19 protein-coding genes, 1 tRNA gene and 1 riboswitch are annotated in these 24,435 nt (G+C 67.2%); of the genes, 14 read left to right on the top strand and 6 right to left on the bottom strand.

Translation table 11 applies throughout. The features are described 5' to 3' along the window. Positions 1 to 98 precede the first annotated feature (98 nt). From hpf to AC6A67_RS15070, 8 genes are all read left to right on the top strand, one after another. Positions 99 to 701 (top strand): ribosome hibernation-promoting factor, HPF/YfiA family, encoded by a 603-nt coding sequence (hpf, locus tag AC6A67_RS15105; RefSeq protein WP_498037384.1) that lies wholly within the window; start codon positions 99 to 101, stop codon positions 699 to 701. A gap of 161 nt (positions 702 to 862) precedes the next feature. Then, positions 863 to 1,345 carry a PTS IIA-like nitrogen regulatory protein PtsN gene (ptsN, locus tag AC6A67_RS15100; RefSeq protein WP_498037383.1) on the top strand — a complete coding sequence of 161 codons (483 nt, stop codon included), beginning with the start codon at positions 863 to 865 and terminating at the stop codon, positions 1,343 to 1,345. Positions 1,346 to 1,489: 144 nt separating this feature from the next. Then, on the top strand, positions 1,490 to 3,121 hold the full coding sequence (locus AC6A67_RS15095) for a fumarate hydratase (protein ID WP_498037382.1): 1,632 nt from the start codon (positions 1,490 to 1,492) through the stop codon (positions 3,119 to 3,121). Positions 3,122 to 3,268: 147 nt separating this feature from the next. After that, entirely contained in the window at positions 3,269 to 3,631 is a 363-nt protein-coding gene (locus AC6A67_RS15090; RefSeq protein WP_498037381.1) for a hypothetical protein, read from the top strand. A 386-nt stretch (positions 3,632 to 4,017) separates the two neighbouring features. Beyond that, positions 4,018 to 5,370 carry a 3-phosphoshikimate 1-carboxyvinyltransferase gene (gene aroA, locus AC6A67_RS15085; protein WP_498037380.1) on the top strand — a complete coding sequence of 451 codons (1,353 nt, stop codon included), beginning with the start codon at positions 4,018 to 4,020 and terminating at the stop codon, positions 5,368 to 5,370. Positions 5,371 to 5,372: 2 nt separating this feature from the next. Then, positions 5,373 to 6,020, top strand: coding sequence for a (d)CMP kinase (gene cmk / locus AC6A67_RS15080; protein ID WP_498037379.1), 648 nt, complete (start codon positions 5,373 to 5,375; stop codon positions 6,018 to 6,020). Positions 6,021 to 6,205: 185 nt separating this feature from the next. Then, positions 6,206 to 6,937 carry an MIP/aquaporin family protein gene (locus AC6A67_RS15075; protein ID WP_498037378.1) on the top strand — a complete coding sequence of 244 codons (732 nt, stop codon included), beginning with the start codon at positions 6,206 to 6,208 and terminating at the stop codon, positions 6,935 to 6,937. Positions 6,938 to 7,323: 386 nt separating this feature from the next. After that, positions 7,324 to 7,959 (top strand): DUF2939 domain-containing protein, encoded by a 636-nt coding sequence (locus tag AC6A67_RS15070; RefSeq protein ID WP_498037377.1) that lies wholly within the window; start codon positions 7,324 to 7,326, stop codon positions 7,957 to 7,959. A gap of 66 nt (positions 7,960 to 8,025) precedes the next feature. Here AC6A67_RS15070 and hrpB read toward each other — a convergent pair whose 3' ends face one another. Further along, a complete protein-coding gene (hrpB, locus tag AC6A67_RS15065) occupies positions 8,026 to 10,596 on the bottom strand; it encodes an ATP-dependent helicase HrpB (RefSeq protein ID WP_498037376.1) in 2,571 nt (856 codons plus the stop codon). 315 nt (positions 10,597 to 10,911) lie between these two features. Between hrpB and AC6A67_RS15060 the strand changes: the two genes are divergently transcribed. Further along, complete coding sequence (locus AC6A67_RS15060; RefSeq protein WP_498037375.1) at positions 10,912 to 11,235, top strand: con-10 family general stress protein; 324 nt, start codon at positions 10,912 to 10,914, stop codon at positions 11,233 to 11,235. A gap of 392 nt (positions 11,236 to 11,627) precedes the next feature. On the opposite strand, the gene AC6A67_RS15055 is transcribed toward AC6A67_RS15060, so the two are convergent. The 3 genes from AC6A67_RS15055 to polA all read right to left on the bottom strand — a co-directional run bounded on the left by AC6A67_RS15055 (position 11,628) and on the right by polA (position 16,592). Then, complete coding sequence (locus AC6A67_RS15055) at positions 11,628 to 12,440, bottom strand: phosphodiester glycosidase family protein (protein WP_498037374.1); 813 nt, start codon at positions 12,438 to 12,440, stop codon at positions 11,628 to 11,630. 97 nt (positions 12,441 to 12,537) lie between these two features. Next, entirely contained in the window at positions 12,538 to 13,440 is a 903-nt protein-coding gene (locus AC6A67_RS15050) for a hypothetical protein (RefSeq protein WP_498037373.1), read from the bottom strand. Positions 13,441 to 13,562: 122 nt separating this feature from the next. Further along, positions 13,563 to 16,592 (bottom strand): DNA polymerase I, encoded by a 3,030-nt coding sequence (polA, locus tag AC6A67_RS15045; RefSeq protein WP_498037372.1) that lies wholly within the window; start codon positions 16,590 to 16,592, stop codon positions 13,563 to 13,565. 380 nt (positions 16,593 to 16,972) lie between these two features. On the opposite strand from polA, the gene AC6A67_RS15040 reads away from it, so the two are divergent. Further along, complete coding sequence (locus AC6A67_RS15040) at positions 16,973 to 17,302, top strand: hypothetical protein (RefSeq protein WP_498037371.1); 330 nt, start codon at positions 16,973 to 16,975, stop codon at positions 17,300 to 17,302. A gap of 493 nt (positions 17,303 to 17,795) precedes the next feature. Next, complete coding sequence (gene curA / locus AC6A67_RS15035) at positions 17,796 to 18,809, top strand: NADPH-dependent curcumin/dihydrocurcumin reductase (protein ID WP_498037370.1); 1,014 nt, start codon at positions 17,796 to 17,798, stop codon at positions 18,807 to 18,809. 127 nt (positions 18,810 to 18,936) lie between these two features. On the opposite strand, the gene AC6A67_RS15030 is transcribed toward curA, so the two are convergent. After that, the gene (locus AC6A67_RS15030) at positions 18,937 to 19,593 is read right to left on the bottom strand and encodes a MarC family NAAT transporter (RefSeq protein ID WP_498037369.1); all 657 of its coding nucleotides are present in this window, start codon (positions 19,591 to 19,593) and stop codon (positions 18,937 to 18,939) included. Between the two features lie 403 nt (positions 19,594 to 19,996). After that, on the bottom strand, positions 19,997 to 21,355 hold the full coding sequence (locus tag AC6A67_RS15025; RefSeq protein ID WP_498037368.1) for an AmpG family muropeptide MFS transporter: 1,359 nt from the start codon (positions 21,353 to 21,355) through the stop codon (positions 19,997 to 19,999). Positions 21,356 to 21,516: 161 nt separating this feature from the next. Between AC6A67_RS15025 and AC6A67_RS15020 the strand changes: the two genes are divergently transcribed. The 3 genes from AC6A67_RS15020 to AC6A67_RS15010 all read left to right on the top strand — a co-directional run bounded on the left by AC6A67_RS15020 (position 21,517) and on the right by AC6A67_RS15010 (position 24,256). Further along, the gene (locus AC6A67_RS15020) at positions 21,517 to 22,779 is read left to right on the top strand and encodes a BaiN/RdsA family NAD(P)/FAD-dependent oxidoreductase (protein ID WP_498037367.1); all 1,263 of its coding nucleotides are present in this window, start codon (positions 21,517 to 21,519) and stop codon (positions 22,777 to 22,779) included. A 179-nt stretch (positions 22,780 to 22,958) separates the two neighbouring features. After that, a riboswitch (FMN riboswitch) is annotated at positions 22,959 to 23,150 on the top strand. Positions 23,151 to 23,227: 77 nt separating this feature from the next. Next, positions 23,228 to 23,734, top strand: coding sequence for a 6,7-dimethyl-8-ribityllumazine synthase (locus AC6A67_RS15015; RefSeq protein WP_498037366.1), 507 nt, complete (start codon positions 23,228 to 23,230; stop codon positions 23,732 to 23,734). Between the two features lie 445 nt (positions 23,735 to 24,179). Then, positions 24,180 to 24,256, top strand: a tRNA-Arg gene (locus tag AC6A67_RS15010). The last annotated feature ends 179 nt before the right edge of the window (positions 24,257 to 24,435 follow it).

The following is a 24,435-nucleotide window of genomic DNA, read 5'->3' as shown; positions in this document are numbered from 1 at the left end:
GCGCCGTTCCTACGATTCAACCTACCGGAGAAACCATCGCAAATCGCCGCTTCGGCGGCGCAGGGTGGCCGTGTCGCCCTGCCGCATGGGAGGTTGATATGACGCTACGCGTATCTGGCAAGAACATGGACATCGGCAGCGCCCTGAGGGGACAGATCGAGGTCCGCGTCAACGCGGCGGTGGACAAATATTTTGGGGGAGCGGCTTCCGGGCATGTGACGGTGACCCGCGATGGCGGCGCTTACCGCACCGACTGCGGCCTGCACCTCAACTCGGGCATTACCCTTGAATCGTCGGGCAGCTCGCACGATCCGGTCATCAGTTTCGATCAGGCGGCCGACCGCATCGAGAAGCGGCTGCGGCGCTACAACGCGCGGCTGAAAGCCCGCCAGGGCAGCCAGAATGGCTGGGCCAACCCGGCGCTCAGCAGCGGCGGCGATGACGCCGATATAGTATCGGCCACCGTATTCGCCGAACCTGGCGAGGAAGCTGACAATGAAGACTTTCACCCTGTGGTTGTCGCAGAGATGACGAAAGCCTTGCCGCTCCTGCCCGTCAGTGAGGCAGTGGTGCAACTCGATGTGACGGGCGCTCCAATTCTTCTGTTCCGGCACGCTGGCACTTCCAGGCTGAACATCGTATATCGGCGCAATGACGGGACCATTGGCTGGATTGATCCACCCCCGTCCGACAGGGGCTGAATGAAGATGCGGCGCAGGCCCGGCCAGCGCCGCTTCTGATTCCGGCACCAAGGCGCCGCGCGACGACCTGACCGTGTTTGTCAGGCGTCCGCCAGATAGATTGATGGATGTCGCCGGGCGGCCTGCCGTTGCAGTCTGCCCGACGCCGCTTGCGAGACAACATGCCCCTGACCGATCTTCTGACACCCGAGGCAGTCATCCCGGCCCTCAAGTGCAACAGCAAGAAGCAGGCGCTTCAGGAGCTGGCGGCGCATGCAGCCAGCCTGATTCCGGAACTGACTGAACGGGAAATCTACGACACGCTGGCGCAGCGTGAACGCCTCGGCTCCACGGGCATTGGCGACGGCATCGCCATTCCGCATGGCAAGCCTGAGAAGCTTGACCGCGTTTTTGGCCTGTTTGCCCGCGCCGAGCGCCCGTTTGATTTTGACGCGCTCGATGGCCAGCCGGTCGATCTGATGTTTTTGCTGCTGGCGCCGGAAAATGCAGGCGCTGACCATCTCAAGGCCCTCGCCCGCGTCGCCCGCGTGCTGCGCGTGCCCGCCATGCTCGACCGGATCAGGGCCACGCGCGACCCAGACGCGCTCTATGCGCTCCTGACCGAAGAAAGCCCGACCGGCGCCGCCAGGGCAGCCGTCGTCTGAGCGCCCTGGCCCAGCGCGAGGCCAGACCATGGCGGCGGCGCAGTCTGGAAACATACCAAATCACTTTATCAAACCGTTCACAGGTCTTATGGAAGGTCAGCCCATCGCAGATGGGCGCCCTTTTGACAGCCCTGCGGTAGATCCATGTCTGATGCACCCGGCCTCGCCGCCACTTCGACCCTGTTTCCCCTTGGCCCCGACCAGACCCCTTACCGGAAAGTCACCGATGCGGGCGTCAGCGTCGAGAAGATCGGCGAACGGGAGTTCCTGAACGTTGCGCCGGAGGCGATCCGCGCGCTGGCGGAAGCGGCGTTCATGGACATCAACCACCTGCTGCGCCCCGGCCATCTGCAGCAGCTGGCGAAGATCCTGCAGGACCCGGAAGCGACCTCCAACGACCGCTTCGTCGCCTATGACCTGCTGAAGAACGCCAATATCGCCGCGGGCGGCGTGCTGCCCATGTGTCAGGACACCGGCACCGCCATCGTCATGGGCAAGAAGGGCCGCATGGTCTGGACCGACGGCCAGGACGAAGAGGCGATCGGCCAGGGCATCAAGGACGCCTATCTCAAGCGCAATCTGCGCTATTCGCAGCTGGCGCCGCTGTCGATGTTCGAGGAGAAGAACACCGGCTCCAACCTGCCGGCGCAGATCGACATCTACGCCGAGGGCGAGGACGCCTATAAATTCCTGTTCGTCGCCAAGGGCGGCGGCTCGGCCAACAAGACCTTCCTGTTCCAGGGCACGCCAGCGCTGCTGACCCACGACCGCATGATCAGTTTCCTCAAGGAAAAGATCCTGACGCTCGGCACCGCCGCCTGCCCGCCATACCATCTCGCCATTGTCATTGGCGGCATGAGCGCCGAGCAGAACCTCAAGACGGTGAAGCTGGCCTCGACCCGCTACCTCGACGAGCTGCCCACCTCCGGTTCGGCTGACGGCCACGCCTTCCGCGACGTGGCGATGGAAGAAGAAATCCACAAGCTGACCCAGAGCCTCGGCGTCGGCGCCCAGTTCGGCGGCAAATATTTCTGCCACGACGTCCGCGTCATCCGCCTGCCGCGCCACGGCGCCTCGCTGCCAATCGGCCTTGGCGTGTCGTGCTCGGCGGACCGCCAGGCCAAGGGCAAGATCACCCGCGACGGCGTGTTTCTTGAGCAGCTCGAGACCAACCCGGCCCGCTTCATGCCGGAAGTCGACGAGAGCGCCCTTGGCGGCGATGTGGTGAAGATCGACCTGAACCAGCCGATGAGCGACATCCTCGCCACGCTGAGCCAGCACCCGATTCGCACCCGCCTGTCGCTCAGCGGCACGATCATCGTCGCCCGCGACCTCGCCCACGCCAAGATTCGCGAGCGGCTGGAGCAGGGCGGCGCCGTGCCGAACTATCTCAAGAACCACCCGGTGTATTACGCCGGCCCGGCCAAGACGCCGACGGGCTTCGCCTCCGGCTCATTCGGCCCCACCACCGCTGGCCGCATGGACGCCTATGTCGACCAGTTCCAGGCCGCCGGCGGCTCGATGGTCATGCTGGCCAAGGGCAATCGCTCGTCCCAGGTGCGCGAGGCCTGCCAGAAGCATGGCGGCTTCTATCTCGGCTCGATCGGCGGCCCCGCCGCCCGCCTTGCCCAGGATTGCATCCGCAAGGTCGAGGTTCTGGAATATCCGGAGCTCGGCATGGAAGCGATCTGGAAGATCGAAGTGGAGGATTTCCCTGCCTTCATCGTCATCGACGACAAGGGCAATGATTTCTTCCGTGAGCTCAATCTGAGCTGAGGCCGCAAGGCTTGCACAGCGCCGCCTCCGCGTGGCGCCGGCGCATCACGGCGGCGCTTCACGAGGCCTCGCCATGATCCGTTAATATCGACGGATCATGCTGCGGGGCGCTCCACAGAGCGCTCCAGCCCAGCAGGAAGTGACCCCATGTCCCGCGCCACGCCTCGCCGCCGCCCCATCGCCGCCATGCGCGGCCTGCTGCTGACGGCGGGCATGGCGCTGGGCGCGCTGCCGTCGCCGGTCGCCGCCAGCAGCCAGACCTGCCAGCGCGACGCCATCATCGTGCTACAGCAGGTGCGCCAGGCCCGCGCAGACCTTTCGGAGGCTGCCACCGGCTCTGAGCGCGAGCGTTGCGCCGCATGGCGCAATCAGATCGCGGCGCTGAAAAAGGCCGCCGCCTTCTATGGCCGCTGCCAGAGCGGCGCGGAGCGCAGCCGCAACGTCGCCAACGCCAATGCTGGCGTCGCCGAATACTCCCAGGCGGTGAAGTCGCAATGCGGCGGTAACTAAAGGGCTTTCCGATCAGGCGGAATCGCCTGATCGGCCCGAATGGACTCTTTGCCCGAGGTAGCGCGCAGGCGCCGATCATCCGACATCGGAACCTGCTCTGACTCCGACGCCGTAGGGCGTGCTGTGGCAGCGTTCTCGCCAGTTAGCCATTTGACCCACGCACGGTCGCCCGCAGCTTACGCGGCTGCCTGCCCCTGTGATCTTCCTGGCGCTGGCGGCATCTGACCTGCGGAGATTGACCTGCCGGGATTTGACCTGCGAGGAAATCTGTCGCTTGTGGGGCGCAGCAAGTTGTTGCGCCGGTCTGAATCACCTGTGAGGTGGAGCGCCGGTGGCATCGGCCCGCTCCCGACCACGCCACAGATCATCTAAAGCAGGAAATGCCCGTGAGCGCTCATTCCACGCCGGTTCCTTCCTCCTCCCGTCCGTCTGGCCCGCTCAAGGGCGCGGTGCGGGCCCCAGGCGACAAATCCATGTCGCACCGGGCGCTGATCTTTGGCTTGCTCAGCGTCGGCGAGACGCGCGTCACCGGCCTGCTGGAGGGGGACGACGTGCTGGCCACCGCCGCCGCAGCCCGCGCGCTTGGCGCCGAGGTCACCCGTACCGGCGAGGGCGCCTGGAGCGTGCGTGGCGTCGGCGTCGGCGGCCTTGTGTCGCCGACCGATGTGCTGGATTTCGGCAACGCCGGCACCGGCTCGCGGCTGATGATGGGCGTGGTCGCCGGCCACCCGGTGACGGCGACCTTCGATGGCGACGCCTCGCTGCGCAAGCGCCCGATGCGCCGTATCATCGACCCGCTGCTGCAGATGGGCGCCCGTGTGGTGTCTGAGGCGGAGGGCGGTCGCTGCCCGATTACCCTCGCTGGCGCACGCGAGGCGGTTCCCGTCGTCTATGAGACGCCGGTTGCGTCGGCGCAGATCAAATCAGCGGTGCTGCTGGCCGGCGTCAATGCGCCGGGCCAGACCATTGTTATCGAGCGCGAGGCCTCGCGCGACCACACCGAACGCATGCTGCGCCACTTCGGCGCCACGGTGGAGGTTGAGCCCTTTGGCGAGCATGGCCGCAAGATCACCCTCACCGGCCAGCCCGAGTTGCGCGGCGCCGATATTGTCATCCCCGCCGACCCGTCGTCCGCCGCCTTCCCGCTGGTCGCGGCGCTGATCACCCCAGGCTCGGACGTCACGCTTGAGGGCGTGATGATGAACCCGCTGCGCACCGGCCTGTTCACCACGCTCACCGAGATGGGCGCGCAGATCGAGGTGCTCGAGCGGTCCAGCGAGGGCGGCGAGGACATCGCCACCTTACGCGTGCGCTACAGCCCGCTCACCGGCGTCGATGTGCCAGCGGCGCGGGCGCCGTCGATGATCGACGAATATCCGGTGCTCGCCGTCGCCGCCGCTTTCGCCAGCGGTGAGACGCGCATGCGCGGCCTCGCCGAATTGCGCGTCAAGGAATCCGACCGTCTCGCCGCCATCGCCGATGGCCTCGCGGCGGCGGGGGTTACGGCGCGGATCGAGGGCGATGACCTGATCGTCAGCGGCGGCGCTGGCAAGGTGAAGGGCGGCGGCTGCGCCGCTACCCACCTCGATCACCGCATCGCCATGTCGTTCCTGGTGCTCGGCCTTGCGGCGGCTGAGGGCATGCGCATTGATGACGCCGCGATGATCGCCACCAGCTTCCCGGCTTTCGCCCCGCTGATGCGCGACCTTGGCGCCGATATCCAGATGGGCGAGGGCTGAGCATGGCCAGTCCCGCCGCACTGGTGATCGCCATCGACGGCCCCGCTGCTTCTGGCAAGGGCACGCTGGCCCGCAAGCTCGCCGCGCATTATGGCCTGCCGTGGATGGACACCGGCCTATTGTATCGCGCCGTGGCGCATGGCGTGCTCGCCCAGGGGGCAAGCCTGGACGATGAGGCAGCGGCGGCGGCCGTCGCCCGCAATCTGCCAGCCGATTTCGCTGACAACCCGGCCCTGCGCACGGGCGAGGCTGGCGCAGCTGCCTCCAGGGTTGCGGCGTTTCCTGCGGTGCGCGCCGCGCTCTTCGACGTGCAGCGGGCTTTCGCCGCCCAGCCCCAGGGCGCGGTGCTCGATGGCCGCGACATCGGCACGGTGATCTGCCCCGACGCCCAGGTGAAGATGTTCGTCACCGCCTCGCCCGAGGCGCGGGCCGACCGGCGCTTCCGCGAACTGGTCGAAGGCGACGCGTCGGCGAGCTATGACCGCATCCTCGCCGACATCCGCAAGCGCGACGCCGATGACGCCGCCCGCGCCGTGGCGCCGCTGCGCGCAGCCGCCGACGCCACCGTGCTCGACACCACCGAGCTGAATGTCGAGGCGGCCTTCGCCGCGGCGCTGGCGCTGGTCGAGCGCATCGCCAGCCAGCGCTGACGCACGGCCGGGACAGCTCATACCAGGATGCGACGATGCTGACGCATCCACATCCTGAAATGCTCAGGCGCCGCACGGGCTTGACCAGAACCCACACGCTCCCGCAACACGCCGCGTCCCCAAATCGGGATTTCGCGCCTGACGCTGCGCCCTAGCTTCATCACCGCCATTCAGGAGGGACGGTGATGGATGCGATTTTTCGAGGCGAATTGCTCGGCACGGCCGTGCTTATCCTGCTTGGCAATGGCGTCGTGGCGGCGACCCTGCTGCGCGGCTCGAAGGCGGAAGGCGCTGGCTGGGTCGCCATTAGCGCAGGCTGGGCGTTCGCCGTGCTGATCGGCGTGCTCTGCGCCCAAGCTGCGGGCAGCCCGCAGGCGCATCTCAATCCGGCCGTCAGCCTGTTTGTCGCGGCGCGCAGCGGCGATTGGGACCTGCTCTGGCGCTTCGTGCCGGCGCAGTTCCTCGGCGCAGCGATCGGCGCCACGCTGGTGTGGCTGTTCTATCTGCCGCTCTATGCGACGGGCGAGGATGCGGAGCTGAAGCGCGCCACCTTCTGCACCAGCCCGGCCAGCGACTGCCAGTGCGCCAGTTGGGTGGCCGAGGCGCTCGCTACCTGCGTGCTTGGCGTCGCCATCGCCGCCATCGCCTCGCCAGGCGTCGCCCCGCAGGGACTGCCGGCAGGCGTCGGGCCGATCCTCGTCGGCCTTTTGGTGTGGAGCATCGGCCTCAGCCTCGGCGGCATGACCGGCTACGCCATCAACCCCGCCCGCGATCTGGCCCCGCGCCTGATGCACGCGCTGCTGCCGATCCCCGGCAAGGGCAGCTCTGACTGGGGCTATGCGCTGACCCCGGTGCTGGCGCCTTTGGTCGGCGCGCTGCTGGCGGCGGGCCTGGTGCGGCTGTTCGCCATCGGCTGAGACCCGTTGAGGCAAAATACCTGTCTGGGCCTCTGCCAGAGCGGGCCTTCATACCGGCGCCCGAGCATTTCAGGTCGTGGGTGCACCAGCATCTTCGCGGCTTCGCATCAACGCAGAAACGCCGCTGTCCACCGGCGCACACAACGCCATCCGGGCCTGTGACACAGGCCACTGCGCCAGCGAGCGCGACGGGAGCTTCATCCACCAGATCCAGGACGCAAATGCATCACTTTCGCGGGTAGCGCCGTTGACCTCATGCCAGAATTTCCGACCATCGCCTGACAAACGGTTTTGTCCGCCGCTGCTCCACGTTAAACAGGGGGTGTTGGCTGATTCGTGGTCAAGCGCATCGTTTGCGTTCTCTGGTATGGGTGGAGACGGCTATCATGCCAGCGCTATTGCGCTCTTATACCTTCTGGATCATCGCCTTTATCGTTCTGGTTCTGGCCTATATGGCGACGCCGTTCATCGCCGCCGCAGGTCTGGCGGACGCGGTGAAACAACGTGACGCAACCGCGATTTTGGCCCGCATCGACAAGGGATCTCTGGGCCGTTCGCTGACCCGGCAGGTCATCCGCGCCTATCTCACCATCCACGGCAAGCAGAACGGCGCCAGCCCGTTCGCCCAGCAGATCGCTTCCGGCATCGCCGCCAATGCGCTGTATCCGGCGCTCAACCAGCTGACCACGCCAGAAACGCTGGCTGAACTGCTGGAGCGCGGCTGGCCGGTTGAGGACGGCAAGGCGCGGGCGACCGCCAGCCTCGGCATCGACGGCGTCGGCGACGCCTTCGCCCATCTGTCCAACGCCTCATTCACCGGCCTGACGCATTTCCGGATTTATCTGAACGTCGACGGCGATCCGCAGCGGCGGCTCGGCTGGCGCTTCCGCATCAGCGGCATGCGCTGGAAGCTCTACGCCATCGACCTGTCGCCGACGATCCTGCAGGACATCGTCGCCCGCCTGCCCACGGCCGACCGCATGAAGATCGAAGGTCCGGCTGGCGAGCGCAAGATTTTCTGAGCCACATTTTCTTTGGGCTGCACATCAGCGAGGCGGCGCAGGCGCGCCAGCCGGTGTGGTCTGGCGTCAGGCCCCTGGCGGTCGCCCGGCGCGGCGGGTTGCCGGGGCGGAGGCCGGATCATCGGGCCAGAAATGCTTCGGATAGCGGCCGCGCATGTCGGCGCGCACATCCGCCCATGAGCCGCGCCAGAAGCCAGGCAGATCGCGGGTGATCTGCACTGGCCGTTGCGCTGGCGACAGCAGGTGCAAGGCCAGCGGAACCCGTCCGCCCGCCAGGGCAGGATGGGTGGCGAGCCCGAACAGCTCCTGCACCTTCACCGCCAGCGCCGGGCCCTCTTCACTGCTGTAATCGATGGCGACGTGGGTTCCGGCCGGCGTGTCAAAATGCGTCGGCGCGCCGGCCTCAAGCGCGCGCTGCAACTCCCAGGGCAGCAAAGCGTGCAGGGCCGAGCCAAGCTCATCGGCCCCCAATTGGCTCAGGGCGGTCTTGCCGTCGAGGAACGGTTCGAGCCAGGCCATATCCGCGACCAGCGTCGCGTCTGACAGATCGGGCCAGGGATTATCCGCCCCCGCCCCTCCCGCGGCGCGCCGCATGAATAGCACCCGGGCGCGCCACTGCCGCAGCGCCTTTGACCAGGGCAGCACCTCGAGGCCGAGACTGGCGAGGCCACGCGCCAGCGCCCCGGCGCAATCATCGCCCGGTGTTGGCGCCGCCGTCTGCTCGGTCAGCACCAGCGCGCCAAGCCGCCGCTGCAGTCGCACGCGCACGGCGCGCGCCTCGCGATCGAAACTCACCTCGCGGCGCTCGGCGATGCGGCCAGCGCCCAGGGCCAGCACCTCTTGCTCCTCCAGCGCCGCCGCCAGCAACACCCGCGCCGACGCGGCGACGCCAGTCGCCTCGGCGATGCAGATCAACTGCGAACGCGTCAGCGCGCCGCCCTGCTCCAGCCGCGCCCCGCGCCCATTGACCATATGAAACAGGCCGTCACGGCCACGCGCCCGGGCGATGCGATCCGGATAGGCCAGAGCTAGCAATGCTCCGACGGACGCGGCTCCATGGGCCAGGACAGGCGCATGGGATGGGGCGCTCGCGTCGGTCGATGCGCCTGTTAGCGCTGCGCGTAACTCTTGCCCCCGCGCCAGATGCTGCGCCTGCCGCGCCCAATTGTCCGCCATACGGCGCAGCGCCCCGGCGCGCGGCGTGCGGTCCCGCGCCAGACGCTCGAGCCGTTCCGCCAGGTCGACGCCATCGCCGCCAGCGCCGCGCTCTGACAGCACGGCGGCGAGCAGCGCCGCCTGCTGGCCATTGTCACTGGCCGAGGCCAGCAGCACCATACGCGCCAGCCGGGGCGACAGCGGCAGCTGGCTGAGCGCCTGGCCCAGCGGCGTCAAGCGGCCATCGGGGTCGAGGGCGCCAATGTCGCGCAGAAACGCGCCGGCTTCATTGAGCGCCGGTCGTGGCGGCGTATCAAGAAAGCTCAGCGTCGCCGGATCGCTGACGCCCCAGGCGGCGCAATCGAGTAGCAGCGGCGCCAGGTCGGCGCTGAGAATTTCTGGCCGGGCGAAGGCCTCCATGCCTGGCTCGGCTGCCTCTGACCACAGGCGATAGCACACGCCAGGCTGGGTGCGGCCAGCGCGGCCCCGGCGCTGGTCAGCCTCGGCGCGGGAGGCGCGCACCGTCTCCAGTCGGGTCATGCCCACCGCCGGTTCATAGCGCGGAACCCGCGACAGACCGCTATCGACCACCACCCTCACCCCTTCGATGGTGATCGAGGTCTCCGCCACGGACGTGGCCAGCACCACCTTGCGCCGGCCTTCAGGGGCGGCGGCGACCGCCCGGTCCTGGGCCGCGGGCGGCAGCGCGCCATAGAGCGGCGCGACATCGAACAGGGCGCCGCCGTCAAGTCCCGCCAGTCGCTCAGTCAGCGCCCTTTGCGTGCGGTTGATCTCGCCCTGGCCGGGCAGGAACGCCAGCACCGAGCCCTGATGAGCGCGCAGCGCCCGCATGATGACATCGGCCATGTCGTCTTCGAGCCGCTGTCCGGCGTTGCGACCGGCCCAGCGCGTCTCCACCGGATGCGACCGACCGGCGCTCTGCAGCACCGGCGTGTCTTCGCCCAACAGTGTGGCGACGCGACCACCGTCGAGGGTGGCGGACATCACCACCAGTCTCAGGTCATCGCGCAGGGCGCCGCGGATATCGAGCGCCAGCGCCAGGCCGAAATCCGCATCAAGTGAGCGCTCGTGAAACTCGTCGAACATCACGCAGCCGACGCCAGTCAGTTCCGGATCATCGAGCGCCATGCGGGCGAACACGCCCTCGGTCACCACTTCAATGCGGGTGCGTGCGCTGACGCGGGATTCCATGCGGACACGCAGGCCGACGGTCTCGCCGAGCGGCTCGCCCAGGGTCTGCGCCATGCGCGTCGCCGCCGCCCGTGCTGCGAGCCGCCGCGGCTCAAGCACGATCAGCTTGCGCCCGCCCAGCCACGGCTCGTCGCGCAGCGCCAGCGGCAGCCGGGTGGTCTTGCCGGCGCCCGGCGGAGCGATGACCACGGCGACGCCGCCGCCGGCCAGGGCCGTTTGCAGCGGCGCGACAATCTCTTCGACCGGCAAGGCGGAACGTGAATATGGCAAAGCCCAAGCCTTTGATGGGAGAGAAAAATTTTCCCTATTTGACGTAACGGCAACCCTAACGTCGGACTGATAATTTTCTGGGAACAAAACCCGGTGACGCCAGTTCTTATTGTACGAAGCCGCGATGGCAAATAGCCAGGGCAGCTTTGCGGTCTGTCGGGCGCGCCGACGGCCACATAATAATGACTGGACGCGACCCGCGCAGCGCCACACCGGTCGACAATCAACACAACACATTCAGAACCACCAGCAGCCGTTTCGCTGAATGCAGACGCTTGCCTCCGTGTGGGTGCAACCGAGGGTAAATGTGCAATGATGACCGAGAACACCGGTAAGTCGCGCCGGGGGTTCGCGTCGATGGATCGCGAGCGCCAGAAGGAAATCGCCAGCAAGGGCGGAAGGAGCGTTCCAGAGGAAAAGCGCAGCTTCTCGCGCAATCGCGATCTTGCAGCTTCGGCAGGGCGCAAGGGCGGCAAGAATGTCAGCCCTGAAGCCCGCAGCTTTTCCCAGAACCGGGAGCTGGCCGCGATGGCAGGGCGCAAGGGTGGTCAGTCTTCAACCCAGCCGCTGCGCAACGCCAGTAAACAGGCCGCGGCTCCCGACGTGCTCAAGGGCCCGTTGGTCGATACGGACAATTGAAACGGCCAGGATCCAGGGCAGCGTAAACGGCGCTTCCCGAATGGCGTCCTGAACGGGCGTTACGCCCTGCTCCCAGCATTACCCTGCGTGTGCCTGTCAGCATGGCTGCCTGCGCAACGGGACGACAGATCATGACAGCGGAGCGCCACAGGCGTCTCCGCTGTCACTTGTTGGGCACGCTGCGGCGCTGTCGCCTGACCCGTCGCAGCCGTTCGCAACCAGGGGCTCATACCAGGATGCGAAGATGCTGACGCATCCGCATCCTGAAATGCTCAGACGCCGCACGGGCTTAGCCAGGATGCGAAGATGCTGACGCATCTGCATCCTGAAAGGCTCAGACGCCGCACGGGCTTAGCCAGAACCCGATCTATCACGCTCATCGGGTTCTGGTATCAGCGGCTCTTTGGGGGCGGGCGCTGTTGGCCCACTGGCGCGCGTGGCGCCACGCCAATGATCGGCCCAACCGGATACAGCCAGTCGCGCCGACCGACATCGGGCGCGAAAATGCTGGAAATGGTGCCATCGAGATAGAGCGCGTCGGGCGTCTTCAGTTCATCGCGGAACAACCGTCCGAAAGCGCCGAAGCTCACCGGCTGCTCGGAGATGGCGAACACCACCGACCTGCCGCGCACGCCGACGCCATTGCGGATCTTGGCCGACGCCCCCTCCTCGGCGAAGCGCGGGTGTAATTTACCGTTGATCACCAGCATCGGGCCGGATTGGGTTGCGTAAAGCGCTTTGGGTTTTGCCTTGAGGAAGCGTTCGGTCGTGGCGACGCCCGCGCCCGTGGCGGTGACATAGAACACGCCATTCGGCTTCAGGTGAAAATTGCCCGCGCCATTGCGCGTATTGGCCGCCCGGATCTGCCGGCCATTCTCCACGAACAGCCCGACCGGCGAACGGTCGTCGCGATACATGCCCCCATTGATGGCCATCAGCAGATTGGCCCCAGGGGCGCTGTCGACCAGTCGCGCCAGCCGGCCATAGGGCTGACCGCTGCGGTCGTTGAGAAACATCCGCACCTCATGGCGATCGAGGCTGGCCTCGCACACCACGTAGCCGACGCCTTCAAACGCCTGCTTGCGGCACAGGCCCGCCGCAGTGGCGGCCTGGGTGGGCGCCAGCGTCGCGACGACGACGGCGACGAGCGTCAGGGCAGCGGCGCGTCCAGCGATGGCGACGCCAAGAAAATCCATGAAGCGCATGAGGAGTTCCCGGAAGACTGGGCGGCGCACCCGTGGCCTTGGGGCGACGCGAAGCATGCTTGTGTCGGTGCTTCGCGTCAGGAAGATGGCGTGCGCCTCAGCTGCGCATCTGTTCAAGCATGCGACAGAGATCGGCGCGGATGGTGCGGCGGGCCAGCGCCTGCAATGGCCGCGAGCGGCTGGCCTCGACAAATTCCGCAACCGATGGTGTGGCCGGCGTCAGCGTGTAGCCACCGTCCGGCGTGGTTTTCGGTTCGAGCCGCGAGCCTGGGTCCTCCAGCGCCCGCGCCACGTCCTCGGCGCCGCCCTGGCAAATAAACGCATCATCGGCGCGCTGGGCAGAGGTGTGCTGCTCCAGCGTCAGGGCGGCGTCGATCAGGAGCTCGCGGCGCGCCTCCGGCAAGGCCGCCGCCCAGCCGAAGGCCTCGGCGGCCAGATCGAACAATTGCTCGGTGCGGCGCGTCGCGGCGGAGGCGTCGGCGCAGCGCGGGCCGTCAATCGTCAGCACCGCCATGGTGTAAATGGCGATCAGCGCCGCCTTTTCCTGCAGGGCCGGCTTGCGCTGTCGCGGCGCGCCGCTCGCCGCGCGCATCATCTCGCGACTGAAGACGAAGCCGAGATAGGCGCTGGCCCCATCGCGCAGCCGCTGCTCCTGCCATTGCCGCGCCGGCAGGCCACGCCCGGCGCGATGCTCGCCTTCCAGCGCATCGCCCAACTCGACGTATTTCCTTTGGGACAGCAAGCCATCGAGCCTGCCAGACAGCGACGCCGGAATGCTGGTCCGCGCCAATGTCGCGGCGGGCTCACGCTGCGCCGCGATGGTCATGGCGAGAGCGCCAATTGTCCATGGCGCCGCCTTGCCGGGCAAGGTCAACGACGACGCCGACGCCGACGCCGACGCGAGCAGCGTCAGCAGCGCGATGCCGACGCCAGATCGGACGCCGAATCGGGTGGCGAGCGGCGCGGCTATGGAAGGGAAAACGGAGGCGCGCCAGATCATGGGCCGCGCCAGCGCGCCAGCACAGCCATGCCGCGGTCGGACAGCGCCAGCCGCGCGGATAGGGTCATCGGACGTCCCTCCAGACACATATGCCTGGCGCGATGTGAGGGCGGCGACCGCCGTCAGTGCGCTTCTTCCCAATTGTCGGCCGCACGGGCGTCGACCTGCAGCGGCACGGACAATGCTAGCAGAGGCAGCGGCGCCTCGACCATCACCTTGCGGGCCACCTCAATAGTGCGGTCGCACTCAGCTACCGGCGCCTCGAAGATCAATTCGTCATGCACCTGCAACAACATACGGGCGGCCAGCCCGGCCTGTTGCAGCGCCGGCTCCATGCGCGTCATGGCCCGCCGGATGATATCGGCGGCGCTGCCCTGGATCGGCGCATTGATCGCCTGGCGCTCCACTGCCGCGCGCTGCGAGGCGTTGGGCGAGGCGATATCCGGATAATGGCAGACCCGACCAAAGATCGTGGTCACATAGCCCTGCTCGCGGCATTGCTTTTTGGTGGCGTCCATATAGTCGCGGATGCCGGGGAAGCGTTCGAAATAGCGCTTGATATAGGCGCCGGCTTCCTCGCGGGGGATGCTGAGCTGCGCGGCGAGGCCGAAGGCCGAGATGCCGTAAATGATGCCGAAATTGATCGCCTTGGCCCGGCGGCGCACCATCGGGTCCATGCCTTCCACCGGCACGCCGAACATCTCCGACGCCGTCATGGCGTGAATGTCGATGCCTTCGGCGAACGCCCGCTTCAACTGCGGGATGTCGGCGATATGGGCCAGCAGGCGCAGCTCGATCTGCGAATAGTCAGCCGAGATCAGCCTGTGACCAGGCGCCGCGACGAAGGCCTGGCGGATACGCCGACCTTCCTCGGTGCGCACGGGAATGTTCTGCAAATTCGGATCAGACGACGACAGCCGTCCCGTGGTGGTCGCCGCCAGCGAATAAGAGGTGTGCACCCGCTGGGTCTGCGGATTTACGAAACCCGGCAGCGCGTCGGCATAGGTGGATTTCAGCTTGGCCAGCTGACGCCAGTCGAGAATACGGCGCGGCAATTCATGGCCATCGTCGGCCAGCTCCTCGAGGAAACGCGCCCCTGTCGCCCATTGCCCTGTCGGGGTCTTGCGCGCCCCGGGCAGGTTCATCCGGCCGAACAGGATGTCGCCGAGCTGTTTGGGCGAACCAATATTGAAACGCTCACCCGCCAGCTCGTAAATCTCATCCTCCAGCCGCGCCAGCGACTGGGCGAATTCACCCGACAGGCGCGACAGCAGCTGCCGGTCGATGGCGATGCCCCGGCTTTCCATATCGGCCAGCACCCGCACCAGCGGCCGCTCCAGCGTCTCATAGACTTCTGTCTTGCCTTCGGCCACGAGGCGCGGCTTCAGCACCTGCCACAGCCGCAGCGTCACGTCGGCGTCTTCAGCGGCGTATTCGGTCGCCTTGTCGATGGCCACCAGATCAAAGGTGATGGCGTTGCGGCCCGAACCGGCGACGTCCTTGAAGGCGATGCAACTGTGATTGAGCAGGCTCTGCGCCAGCGCATCCATGCCGTGGCCGCCAGGCCCGACGCGGCCCGCATCGAGCACGTAAGACATTAGCATGGTGTCGTCATGGCCGGCGACCCGCACGCCGTAGCGGGCGAACACCAGCAGATCATATTTGAAGTTCTGGCCGACCTTCAGCACCTGCGGGTCTTCCAGCAGCGGCTTGAGCAAGGCGATGGCCGTCGCCACCGGCAGCTGGTCGGGCAGCAGGCCGGCGCTGAACAGATCGTCGCCGCCGCGATGGCCCAGCGGAATATAACAGGCCTGGCCCGCGGCGGTGGCCAGCGACACGCCCACCAGATCCGCCGCCATGGCGTCAAGCGCATTGGTCTCGGTGTCGACAGCGACGACGCCGGCTTCGCGGGCGGCGGCGATCCAGCGCTCAAGGGCGCTGGCGTCGCGCACACATTCATACACGCTGCGGTCCACCGGTGTAGACGCGCCGGCAAGGCGGCGCGCCGCCGCCAGCGCCGCCGGCGCCGAAGCCCCTGCCTCCGCCTGTCCAGCGGCGGGCGCTGCGCCTGTCGTTCCGGCGGCGGCCTCAGGGGAGGCCGCGCGAGCCGGCGCAGTTTCCCCGGAACCGGCGGCGGCGGACGAAGCTCCAGCCGCCAGCTCTGCGTCCGGCTCAATCGCGCCAGCGTCGACCTCGAACAGCTCGGCCGCCCGCTTGACCAGCTGGTTGAACTCCATCGCCTTCAGGAAGGCGACGAGGCGTTTGGGGTCAAAATCCACCAGCCGGTGGTCGCTGAGCGGCATCGGCGTCGGCGTATGGGCGTCAAGCGTCACCAGCTTCAGCGACAGCCGGGCGACATCGGCGTTATCCAGCAGCGACTGGCGGCGCTTGGGCTGCTTGATCTGCGGCGCCGCCGCCAGCAGCGCCTCCAGCCCACCATATTCATTGATCAGCTGCGCGGCGGTCTTGATGCCGATGCCTGGCACGCCCGGCACATTGTCGGAGGCGTCGCCGACCAGCGCCTGCACATCCGGCACCTGTTCGGGCGCGACGCCGAACTTCTCGATGACGCCGTCACGGTCGAGGCGCCGTTCGGGGCGATAGCCTGGCTTGCCGCGCACGCCGGATTCAAAGTCATAGAAGGTGACGCCGTCGCCAACCAGCTGCATCAGATCCTTGTCGGCGGAGACGATCAGCGTCTGCGCCCCGGCCTCCGAGGCCTCGCGGGCATAGGTCGCGATGATGTCGTCCGCCTCCCAGCGCGGCATCTCCACCGGCGTCAGGCCGAAGGCGCGTACGGCGGCGCGCATCAACGGGAATTGCGGGATCAGCTCTGGCGGCGGCTCAGGCCGGTTGGCCTTGTATTGCGGATATAGCTCACGCCGGAATGAATCCTCGGATTTGTCGAAGACGATGGCCATCACCGTCGGCTTCACGTCGAGGGCGCCGTCGCGCACGAATTGCAGCAGCTTGGCGCAGAACAGCCGCAGCGCCCCGGTCGGCAGCCCATCCGACGGGCGCGTGTTGTAGCGCCTGTCCTGGTTCATCGACTGGAAATAGGCGCGAAACACGAAGGACGAGCCGTCGACCAGCAAAACCTGGTCGTCGGGCGTCAGGGCGGGGGCGACCCCGGTGGCGGCTGATGCGGTCATGGCGTCAGTGATAGCAATTTCCTGCTCGTTCAGCCATGCCCGGCGACGGACCATCCCCCGCCGCCGACCGGGTTCAACAGGCCGCGCCCCGCGCTGGCTGGGGTTGATGCGCCCCATGAAACACGTTGATTTCAATGGCTGCACCGCCCACCTATGGCTTAACCTTGGCGTGGTGTGGCGGCGCCCGCCCGTCTCCGGGGGGCCCTGGCCTGCTTTGCCTCTGGCCTGAATTGGCGCGTGCTGGCCGTGCGCCATGTTAACCAGCGCCATGGTCGCCGGGTGCGCGCCCGCACGGCCCGATGTCCTTACCCAAGGATTGTATGAGGGGGGCGCATTGGCGCGATATCGTCGTCATTTATGCTCATGCTGGAGTTTCGCTCATGTCGACTTGGCATTTACGTGACGTGTTTCCAATTCACCCGCCGGGTCTGAGCCCGCGCCGCCACGGCGCCGCCCACGCGGCCATGGCTGGCCTGTTGTTTGGGCTTGCCAGCATTGTCGTCACCGCGGGCTCCGCCAGCGCGGCGGCCCCACGTGACGGCGTCGTCCCACTGGGGTCACGGTCGATGCGCGGCGAGGTGTTTCTCAATGGCCGCTGGGTCAGTGACAGCTGGTGCAACGCCACCGTACCAAACCCCGACGGCGGCCCGGGCGGCCCTGGTCGCAGCCTGTGCGACCGCGACACGCCGCACCGCTACACGCCGGATTAATGGTTGCTGGCGCTGTAAATGCCGCGCTGAAAACCGGGTTTGGGGCCCGCTCGTCAGCCTCAGGCCAGTGCCTGCGTTGCTGATCTGACGTGGGCCGGCCGAGGCCTGCCGCCGCTCTCCCCTCACAGCTTCATGTCCCGCCAGCGGGCTCTCTTGCTGACGGCGCGTTCTTTTGCTGACGGCGTCTTGTGCGAGGCTAACGGCGTCTTGTGCGAGGCTGACGGCGTCTTGCGCGGCGGATGGGCGCCACGCGACCTGACGATCTATGGCCTTGACCCGGCCGCAGTGCATGCTCGCAAGGCGGGCGAGGCTGCGGCGCCAGGGAGCCGCTCACAGGCACAGCGCCTTTCCCAGCTGAGCCTGGCTGCCGCGGGCGCCTGAAAGCCTGCGCTCCGCTGGCTTGCGCGAAGCCGCGCCCCATGGAACTGTCCCGCCCATGGTCAGAAAGGCGCAGGGCTGCGGCCCGCAAGCGCCCCATGCAGGGAGAGAACACATGTCGGTCAATCGTCAGGTCACCATGGCGACGCGCCCGGTCGGCGAGCCCAAACTGTCAGATTTCGGCGTCATTGACGCCCCGATCCCGCAGCCAGGCCCTGGCCAGGTGCTGGTGAAGACCCAGTGGCTGTCGCTTGATCCTTATATGCGCGGCCGGATGAGCGCCGCCAAATCCTACGCCCGCAATCTCGAGCCTGGCGACGTCATCGTCGGCGGCACGGCTGGCGAAGTGGTCGCCTCCAACAATGACGCTTTCAGGCCCGGGGACGCCGTGCTCGGCTACGCCGGCTGGCAGGGCTATTACGTCACGGACGGCGCCGATCTGCGCAAGATCGACCTCAACGCCGCGCCGATGCAGAACTACCTCGGCGTGCTCGGCATGCCTGGCATGACCGCTTACACCGGCCTGCTCAACATCGGCCAGCCGAAGGCCGGCGAGACCGTGGTGGTGGCCGCAGCTTCAGGCGCCGTTGGCGCCGTGGTCGGCCAGATCGCCAAAATCAAAGGCGCGCGCGCCGTCGGCATTGCCGGTGGGCCAGACAAATGCCGCTTTTTGATCGACGAGTTGGGCTATGACGCCGCCATCGACCACCGCGACCCAGATATGGCCGCGCAGCTGAAGGCCGCCTGCCCCAAGGGTATCGACGTCTATTTTGAGAATGTCGGCGGCGCGGTGTGGGATGCGGTGTTCCCGCTGCTCAACGACTTCAGCCGTATTCCGCTGTGCGGCCTGATCGCCCATTACAATGATACGGAAACCCCGCCCGGCCCTGACCGTCTGCCGGCGCTCATGCGCCAGGCGCTGACCAAGCGTATGACCATTCGCGGCTTCATCGTCTCGGATTTTGCCGCCGACGCCGCCGCCTTCCAGCGCGACGTGTCGCAATGGCTACGCGAGGGCAAGATTGTCTATCGCGAAGACATTGTCGAAGGGCTGGAGAACGCGCCGGAAGCCTTTATCGGCCTGCTGCGCGGCAAGAATTTCGGCAAATTGCTGGTGAAGGTCGCCTGAGGCGACAAGTCCTTGCGATGACATGTTGCGGCGGCCGCTCCCTGGGACCACCTGTGGGCGGCCGCTTTTTTTGTGGCGACCGTGGCGATGCTGGCGGGCGCGCCGACCCGGGCCGTCCGCGCAGACGTCACGCCATGGCCCGGACAAAGCTCTGCACGCCCGAGGCGATAAACTGCACGGCGATGCAGGCCATCAGGAAGCCCATGATCCGCGCGATCGCCTGAATACCGCTGTGCCCGAGGAAGCGCGCCAGCCAGCGTGATGACGCCAGCGTCGCCCAGGCCAGCAGGCAGGCGATGGCGATTTCCGCCAGCAGCACCCCATAGGCCGCCACCGGATGCAGGCGCGGCAGCGCAGTGGAATAGCTCATGATCGAGGCGATCGAGGCTGGCCCCGCCAGCGCTGGCATGGCGAGGGGCGAGAACGACACGTCAACGCCTTCGCGCGCGGCGACCTCCCCGGTTTCCGCCGGCTGATCGACGCCAGCGTCCGCCGAGAACAGGATACGGAACGCCAGCACCAGTACGATCAGTCCGCCGGCCACCCGGATGCCCGCCAGCGAAATGCCGAACAGCGCGATGACGCCGTTTCCCAGCAACAAAAAGGTGGCGAGAATGCCGAAGGAGTATAGCGCCGCCCGTCGCGCCTGCTGGCGCTGGAAGGCCTCAGGGGTGTTGCGGGTCAGGGTGAGGTAGAGCGGCGCGGCCGCCAGCGGGTTCATGATCGGCAACAGGCCGACCACGACGAGCAGCATATGGGTCGCCACCAGCATCACGATGTCCATGAACCGCTCCTGATACCAGGCCGCGACAATGCTGACGCGTCCGCGACCCGCAAAACTCAAGCGCCGCTCGGGCCTGACCAGAGCCCGACGCCTTGTGTGCATCGTGGTCCGGCATGACAGGGCAAGGCTTTCCGCTGCGTCGGGCGCTGGATTGGCCGAGGACTGGCATGCTGGCACGATTGCCAGGTTGACCCTGCACATGGCGCACAGGCCTGTCAGGGCTCGCCTGTCGCCATGCTTTAGGCAAAGCCGCCATTGCCGGAATAGCCACAATCGTGGACACCGCTCATTGGGTCATGATTTTGTGGAGCGAGGTTGGATGCAGGTCGCGTGCAAGGGATCATGCGCGGCTGCAAGGTGCTGCGCTGTCAGCTTTCCACTGGGCTGGCGCGCGGGCGCTGGCTCAGGCCGGCTTCCCGTCACGCGACGCTGTCGTCGCATTGACCGCCTCGTCGACGCCGCGCTGGTCTGCGTCCGCCTGCCTCCGCGCCTTGCGCTCCAGCCGCCACACCGCCAGCGATAGCAGCGCCACCGGCACGCCGACCAGCGCCGTCAGCGTGAAAAACATCGGATAGCCCAACGTATCCGCCAGCCAACCCGAGGCGCCGCCAACAAATTTTCCCGGCAAGGCATAGAGCGAGCTGAGCAGGGCATATTGTGTGGCGGCCATGGCGGGCGAGGTGAGCCCCGACATGTAGGCGATCAAAGTGGAGCCGGCGAAGCCGCTGGCGAAATTGTCCAGGCTGATCGCCAGCGTGAGCAGCGTGAGGTCGTGCCCACGCAACGCCAGCCAGGCGAACATCAGATTGGACGCCGCGGCGGCGACGCCGCCAAACACCAGGCTCGGCATCACCGAGAAGCGCACGGCGGCGACGCCGCCCGCAAAGGCGCCCAAAATGCCGACCCAGACGCCAAACACCTTGGAGACGCTGGCGATTTCCGATTTGGAGAAGCCCGCGTCGATGTAAAGCGGATTGGCCATGACGCCGGCGACGAAATCCGGCAGGCGGTAGATGGCGATCAGCGCGAGGATGAGGATGAGCGCCGCGCCCTTACGGGCGACCAGATCGCTGAATGGCGCGACGATGGCGTCGCGCGCCGCCGCCGCCCAGCCCCTGCGCTGCGACGATGGCGGCGCCTCCGCCACCCGCGGCGCCGCCAGCACGCCCGCCATGCCGACCAGCATCACCAGCGCCATGGCCAGATAGGCGCTGCGCCAGTCAAAGAAATCGGCGATGTAAAGCGCGCCGGCGCCCGAGCACAGCAGGGCGAGACGGTAGCCAAGCTGATACACCGCCGCAAACATCGCCTGCTCGTCCCGCTCCGCCAGATTGATGCGCCAGCCATCCACCGCCACGTCCTGGGTGGCGCTGGCGAAGGCGACCAGCAGCGCAAAGCCGACCAGCCCAGGCAGGAACGTCGCCGGATTGGAGAAGGCGATGCCGACCAGCCCCGCCGCCACGAGGATTTGCGCCAGCAGCATCCACGCCCGCCGCCGTCCCAGCCAGGCGCCGAGTAGCGGCGGCTCGAAGCGATCTACCGCCGGGGCCCAGAGGAATTTGAACGAATAGGCCAGCGCCACCCAGCTAAGCAGGCCGATCTCCGTGCGCGACACCCCGGCCTCGCGAAGCCAGGCCGACAGGGTGCCGAACACCAGCAGGAACGGCAGGCCAGAACTGAAGCCAAACACCAGCATCAGCAGGTGCCGCCGGTCGGCGAGAGAACGGAAAATGGCGGCGTATTTGTCACGAATCGCAGGCATGGCGGATTATGGCGCCAACAGATGCTTGCGTCTGGCATGGCGAATGGGGACATGTCGCCCAACGACAGCCGGCTACTTGATGCGCAGCGCCTGTTGTCGACAGTCGCATGTTACAGGCAAGACGCGGGCCACCGGGCTCGCGCCGCCCCGAAAGGCCCGCCATGACCACCGAGAGCCCCTCTGCCCCTGGCCTCGCCGCCGCCCGCTCCGCCGTCGTGATCGGCGCTGGTCCAGCCGGACTGATGGCCGCCGACCGCCTGGCCCAGTCTGGCCTGCGGGTTAGCGTGCATGAGCGGATGCCGAGCCCGGCGCGCAAATTTCTGCTGGCTGGTCGTGGCGGTCTCAATCTGACGCACTCCGAGCCCCGCGACGCGTTCATGGCGCGCTATGGCGACGCCCCTGCGTGGCTGACCGCCGCGATCGACGCATTTGACCCGGCCGCCCTGTGCGACTGGGCGGATAGCCTGGGCGAGCCCTCCTTCATCGGTAGCAGCGGCCGGGTGTTTCCCCAGAGTTTCAAGGCGTCCCCCCTGCTGCGCGCCTGGCTGCGCCGGCTCGACGGGCTGGGCGTGAAACTGGTGACCCGCAGCGAATGGCGCGGCTGGGACGCTGATGGCGCACTGCGCCTCGTCGGTCCCGATGGCCCGCACAGCGTCGCAGCAGATGTGACCGTGCTGGCGATGGGCGGCGCCAGCTGGCCGCGCATGGGCGCAGATGGCGGCTGGACGCAGCCGTTGGGCGCGGCGGGCGTGGCGATCAACCCTCTGGCGCCCTCCAACAGCGGGGCGCTCATCACCTGGTCAGAGCACTTGCGGAGCAAATTCGCTGGCGCGCCGCTCAAGCGCGTCGCCCTCACCTGCGATGGCGTTTGTGTGCGTGGCGAAGCGGTGCTCAGCGCTGAGGGGCTGGAGGGCGGCGCCGTTTATGCGCTGTCGCGCGCCATCCGTGGCGCGCTGGCCCGGGACGGGGTCGCCCAGCTCACACTCAATCTGCGGCCTGATCTCAGCGCCCGGGAGCTGGCGACCCGCCTCAATGGCCCGCGCGGCTCAAAATCTGGCGCCACCTGGCTACGCAAGGCGGCGGGGCTGGCCCCGGTGGCGGTGGCGCTGCTGCGCGAGGCCGACATGGCTGAGGGCTGCGATAGCCTGAAACGCGATGCCGCGGGCCTTGCGCGCCGTATTCAGGGGCTGCCGCTGACGGTGACTGACGTCGCGCCGCTGGCGCGGGCGATTTCCACCGCAGGCGGCGTGGCGGCCAGCGCCGTTGACGGGCGCCTGATGCTGCGGGCGCGACCGGGCGTGTTTGTCGCGGGTGAGATGCTGGACTGGGACGCCCCCACCGGCGGCTATCTGCTGCAGGCCTGCCTCGCCCTCGGCGCGGCTGCGGCTGACGGCGCCCTGAGCTGGCTGGATGAGCAGGGCTGAGCTGCGCCACACGTCTTGGGGCGGTGGCTGGGTGGCGAAGATCGCGCCAGAACGGGTGATTTTTCCCGCCATAAGCCCTGTTATGGCAACAGCTTTGCGAATTATCAGGCCGCTGCATCATCGGGCGTTGTCAAGCACGGTCGCCGCCGCTAACAATGTGGCGTCCGCCTCACAGCGGGCGATGATCTCAGGGCGGGGTGCAATTCCCCACCGGCGGTATGTGACGCGGGGCTGTATGACAGCGCTGCCTCATGAGCCCGCGAGCGCCCTGTGTAGCCGGCTTCGCTTTGGCGTATCGGCGACGCAGGGGTCAAGCAGACCTGGTGAGATTCCAGGGCCGACGGTTACAGTCCGGATGGAAGAGATCGGTTGCAGCAGCGCCTGAGCTGGCGCGCGTTTGCGTCCGTATGCCCTGATTCATGTCGTGGCAAACAAGAGGACGCCAATCATGAATCAACACGTTTCTTCGGCTAATGTTGCTGGCGCCGACGCCGGCCAGCGCCCCACCCGTATCGCCTTCATCCAGGCCTCCTGGCATCGCGAGATCGTTGACCAGAGCCGCGACGCCTTCCGCGACGCTGTGGCCGAAAGCGGCCGCGAGGTCAGCGTCGACTTCTTCGAGCTGCCAGGCGCCTATGAAATCCCGCTGCTGGCCAAGAAGCTGGCCGAGACGGGCGGCTATGACGCCATCGTGGCTGCGGGCCTGGTGGTTGACGGCGGCATCTATCGCCATGAGTTCGTGGCCGACGCGGTGATCTCCGGCCTGATGCGCGTGCAGCTCGACACCGGCGTGCCGGTGCTGTCGGCTGTGCTGACGCCGCACCATTTCCACGAGCACGCAGAGCACACCACCTATTTCCATAACCATTTCAAGAAAAAAGGCCGCGAAGCCGCCGCCGCGGCGCTGGCAGTCACTTCGGTCAATTATGCTGTGGCCGTCGCCACCGCCGGCTGACCGCGCCTTCCGTCAACCACGTTCCCCGCACAGCGCCGGCTACAATGAGCCGACGCTGTGCGGCGCGCATTCGCTCACTGTCGCAAGTGCTGGCTACACTTGGCCATGAGCGAATCGAGCCATCTGGCGCGCCGCCTCCATCCGGCGATTGTCGCCATTCCCCGTCGATCAGCAGACCCAGCGACCTCACGCCGCCGCGACAAGTAACCGCCAAGGGACACACCGCCCGTCAGGCGCAGCCGGCTCCGCGCCCAACCACGCCCGTCCCCCCTTCAAGACGCCGCCCCTCCAGGCAAGCCGCCAGTCCGCCCTGCGCGCGGCCGCCGCCACGCCTCGTTCGCCCAACGGCCAACGCCGCCTTATCAACACCCCCACGCAATCGCGCCCATCCCGGCCAAGACCGATTGCGCCGCCCGCGCTGCTCGGATATTGTCCCGACACGTCAGCACCCGTAGCTCAGCTGGATAGAGCGCTGCCCTCCGAAGGCAGAGGTCACACGTTCGAATCGTGTCGGGTGCGCCAGTCTCCCCAACAGTTTAGCCGGTACTTACCTCAGGGCTTCACGCCCTGTGTCTGAATGTTGTCCGGATGACGCCCTTTTTGACGTCTTTACTCAACCGCTCAGGATGGATCCCTGAACGATGCCGTGCGGCGCTGTGGCGCTGGGTCGCCTGGCTGTGACGCCGCGCCCTCGCCCTATA

The organism is Camelimonas sp. FR25, assembly GCF_059740505.1.
Note: the sequence above shows the minus strand (reverse complement) of the source record. Positions and strands in the feature narration are given on the sequence as shown.

What these genes read in the sequence shown, in the direction of transcription:
- AC6A67_RS15050 (WP_498037373.1), bottom strand. Translation starts at nt 13,440, where the DNA reads ATGATCTGGCGCGCCTCCGTTTTCCCTTCCATAGCCGCGCCGCTCGCC.
- AC6A67_RS15040 (WP_498037371.1), top strand. Translation starts at nt 16,973, where the DNA reads ATGTCGACTTGGCATTTACGTGACGTGTTTCCAATTCACCCGCCGGGT.
- AC6A67_RS15020 (WP_498037367.1), top strand. Translation starts at nt 21,517, where the DNA reads ATGACCACCGAGAGCCCCTCTGCCCCTGGCCTCGCCGCCGCCCGCTCC.
- AC6A67_RS15090 (WP_498037381.1), top strand. Translation starts at nt 3,269, where the DNA reads ATGTCCCGCGCCACGCCTCGCCGCCGCCCCATCGCCGCCATGCGCGGC.
- AC6A67_RS15070 (WP_498037377.1), top strand. Translation starts at nt 7,324, where the DNA reads ATGCCAGCGCTATTGCGCTCTTATACCTTCTGGATCATCGCCTTTATC.
- AC6A67_RS15025 (WP_498037368.1), bottom strand. Translation starts at nt 21,355, where the DNA reads ATGCCTGCGATTCGTGACAAATACGCCGCCATTTTCCGTTCTCTCGCC.
- AC6A67_RS15030 (WP_498037369.1), bottom strand. Translation starts at nt 19,593, where the DNA reads ATGGACATCGTGATGCTGGTGGCGACCCATATGCTGCTCGTCGTGGTC.
- AC6A67_RS15095 (WP_498037382.1), top strand. Translation starts at nt 1,490, where the DNA reads ATGTCTGATGCACCCGGCCTCGCCGCCACTTCGACCCTGTTTCCCCTT.
- AC6A67_RS15015 (WP_498037366.1), top strand. Translation starts at nt 23,228, where the DNA reads ATGAATCAACACGTTTCTTCGGCTAATGTTGCTGGCGCCGACGCCGGC.
- curA (WP_498037370.1), top strand. Translation starts at nt 17,796, where the DNA reads ATGTCGGTCAATCGTCAGGTCACCATGGCGACGCGCCCGGTCGGCGAG.
- hpf (WP_498037384.1), top strand. Translation starts at nt 99, where the DNA reads ATGACGCTACGCGTATCTGGCAAGAACATGGACATCGGCAGCGCCCTG.
- AC6A67_RS15060 (WP_498037375.1), top strand. Translation starts at nt 10,912, where the DNA reads ATGACCGAGAACACCGGTAAGTCGCGCCGGGGGTTCGCGTCGATGGAT.
- cmk (WP_498037379.1), top strand. Translation starts at nt 5,373, where the DNA reads ATGGCCAGTCCCGCCGCACTGGTGATCGCCATCGACGGCCCCGCTGCT.
- AC6A67_RS15075 (WP_498037378.1), top strand. Translation starts at nt 6,206, where the DNA reads ATGGATGCGATTTTTCGAGGCGAATTGCTCGGCACGGCCGTGCTTATC.
- polA (WP_498037372.1), bottom strand. Translation starts at nt 16,592, where the DNA reads ATGACCGCATCAGCCGCCACCGGGGTCGCCCCCGCCCTGACGCCCGAC.
- AC6A67_RS15055 (WP_498037374.1), bottom strand. Translation starts at nt 12,440, where the DNA reads ATGCGCTTCATGGATTTTCTTGGCGTCGCCATCGCTGGACGCGCCGCT.
- ptsN (WP_498037383.1), top strand. Translation starts at nt 863, where the DNA reads ATGCCCCTGACCGATCTTCTGACACCCGAGGCAGTCATCCCGGCCCTC.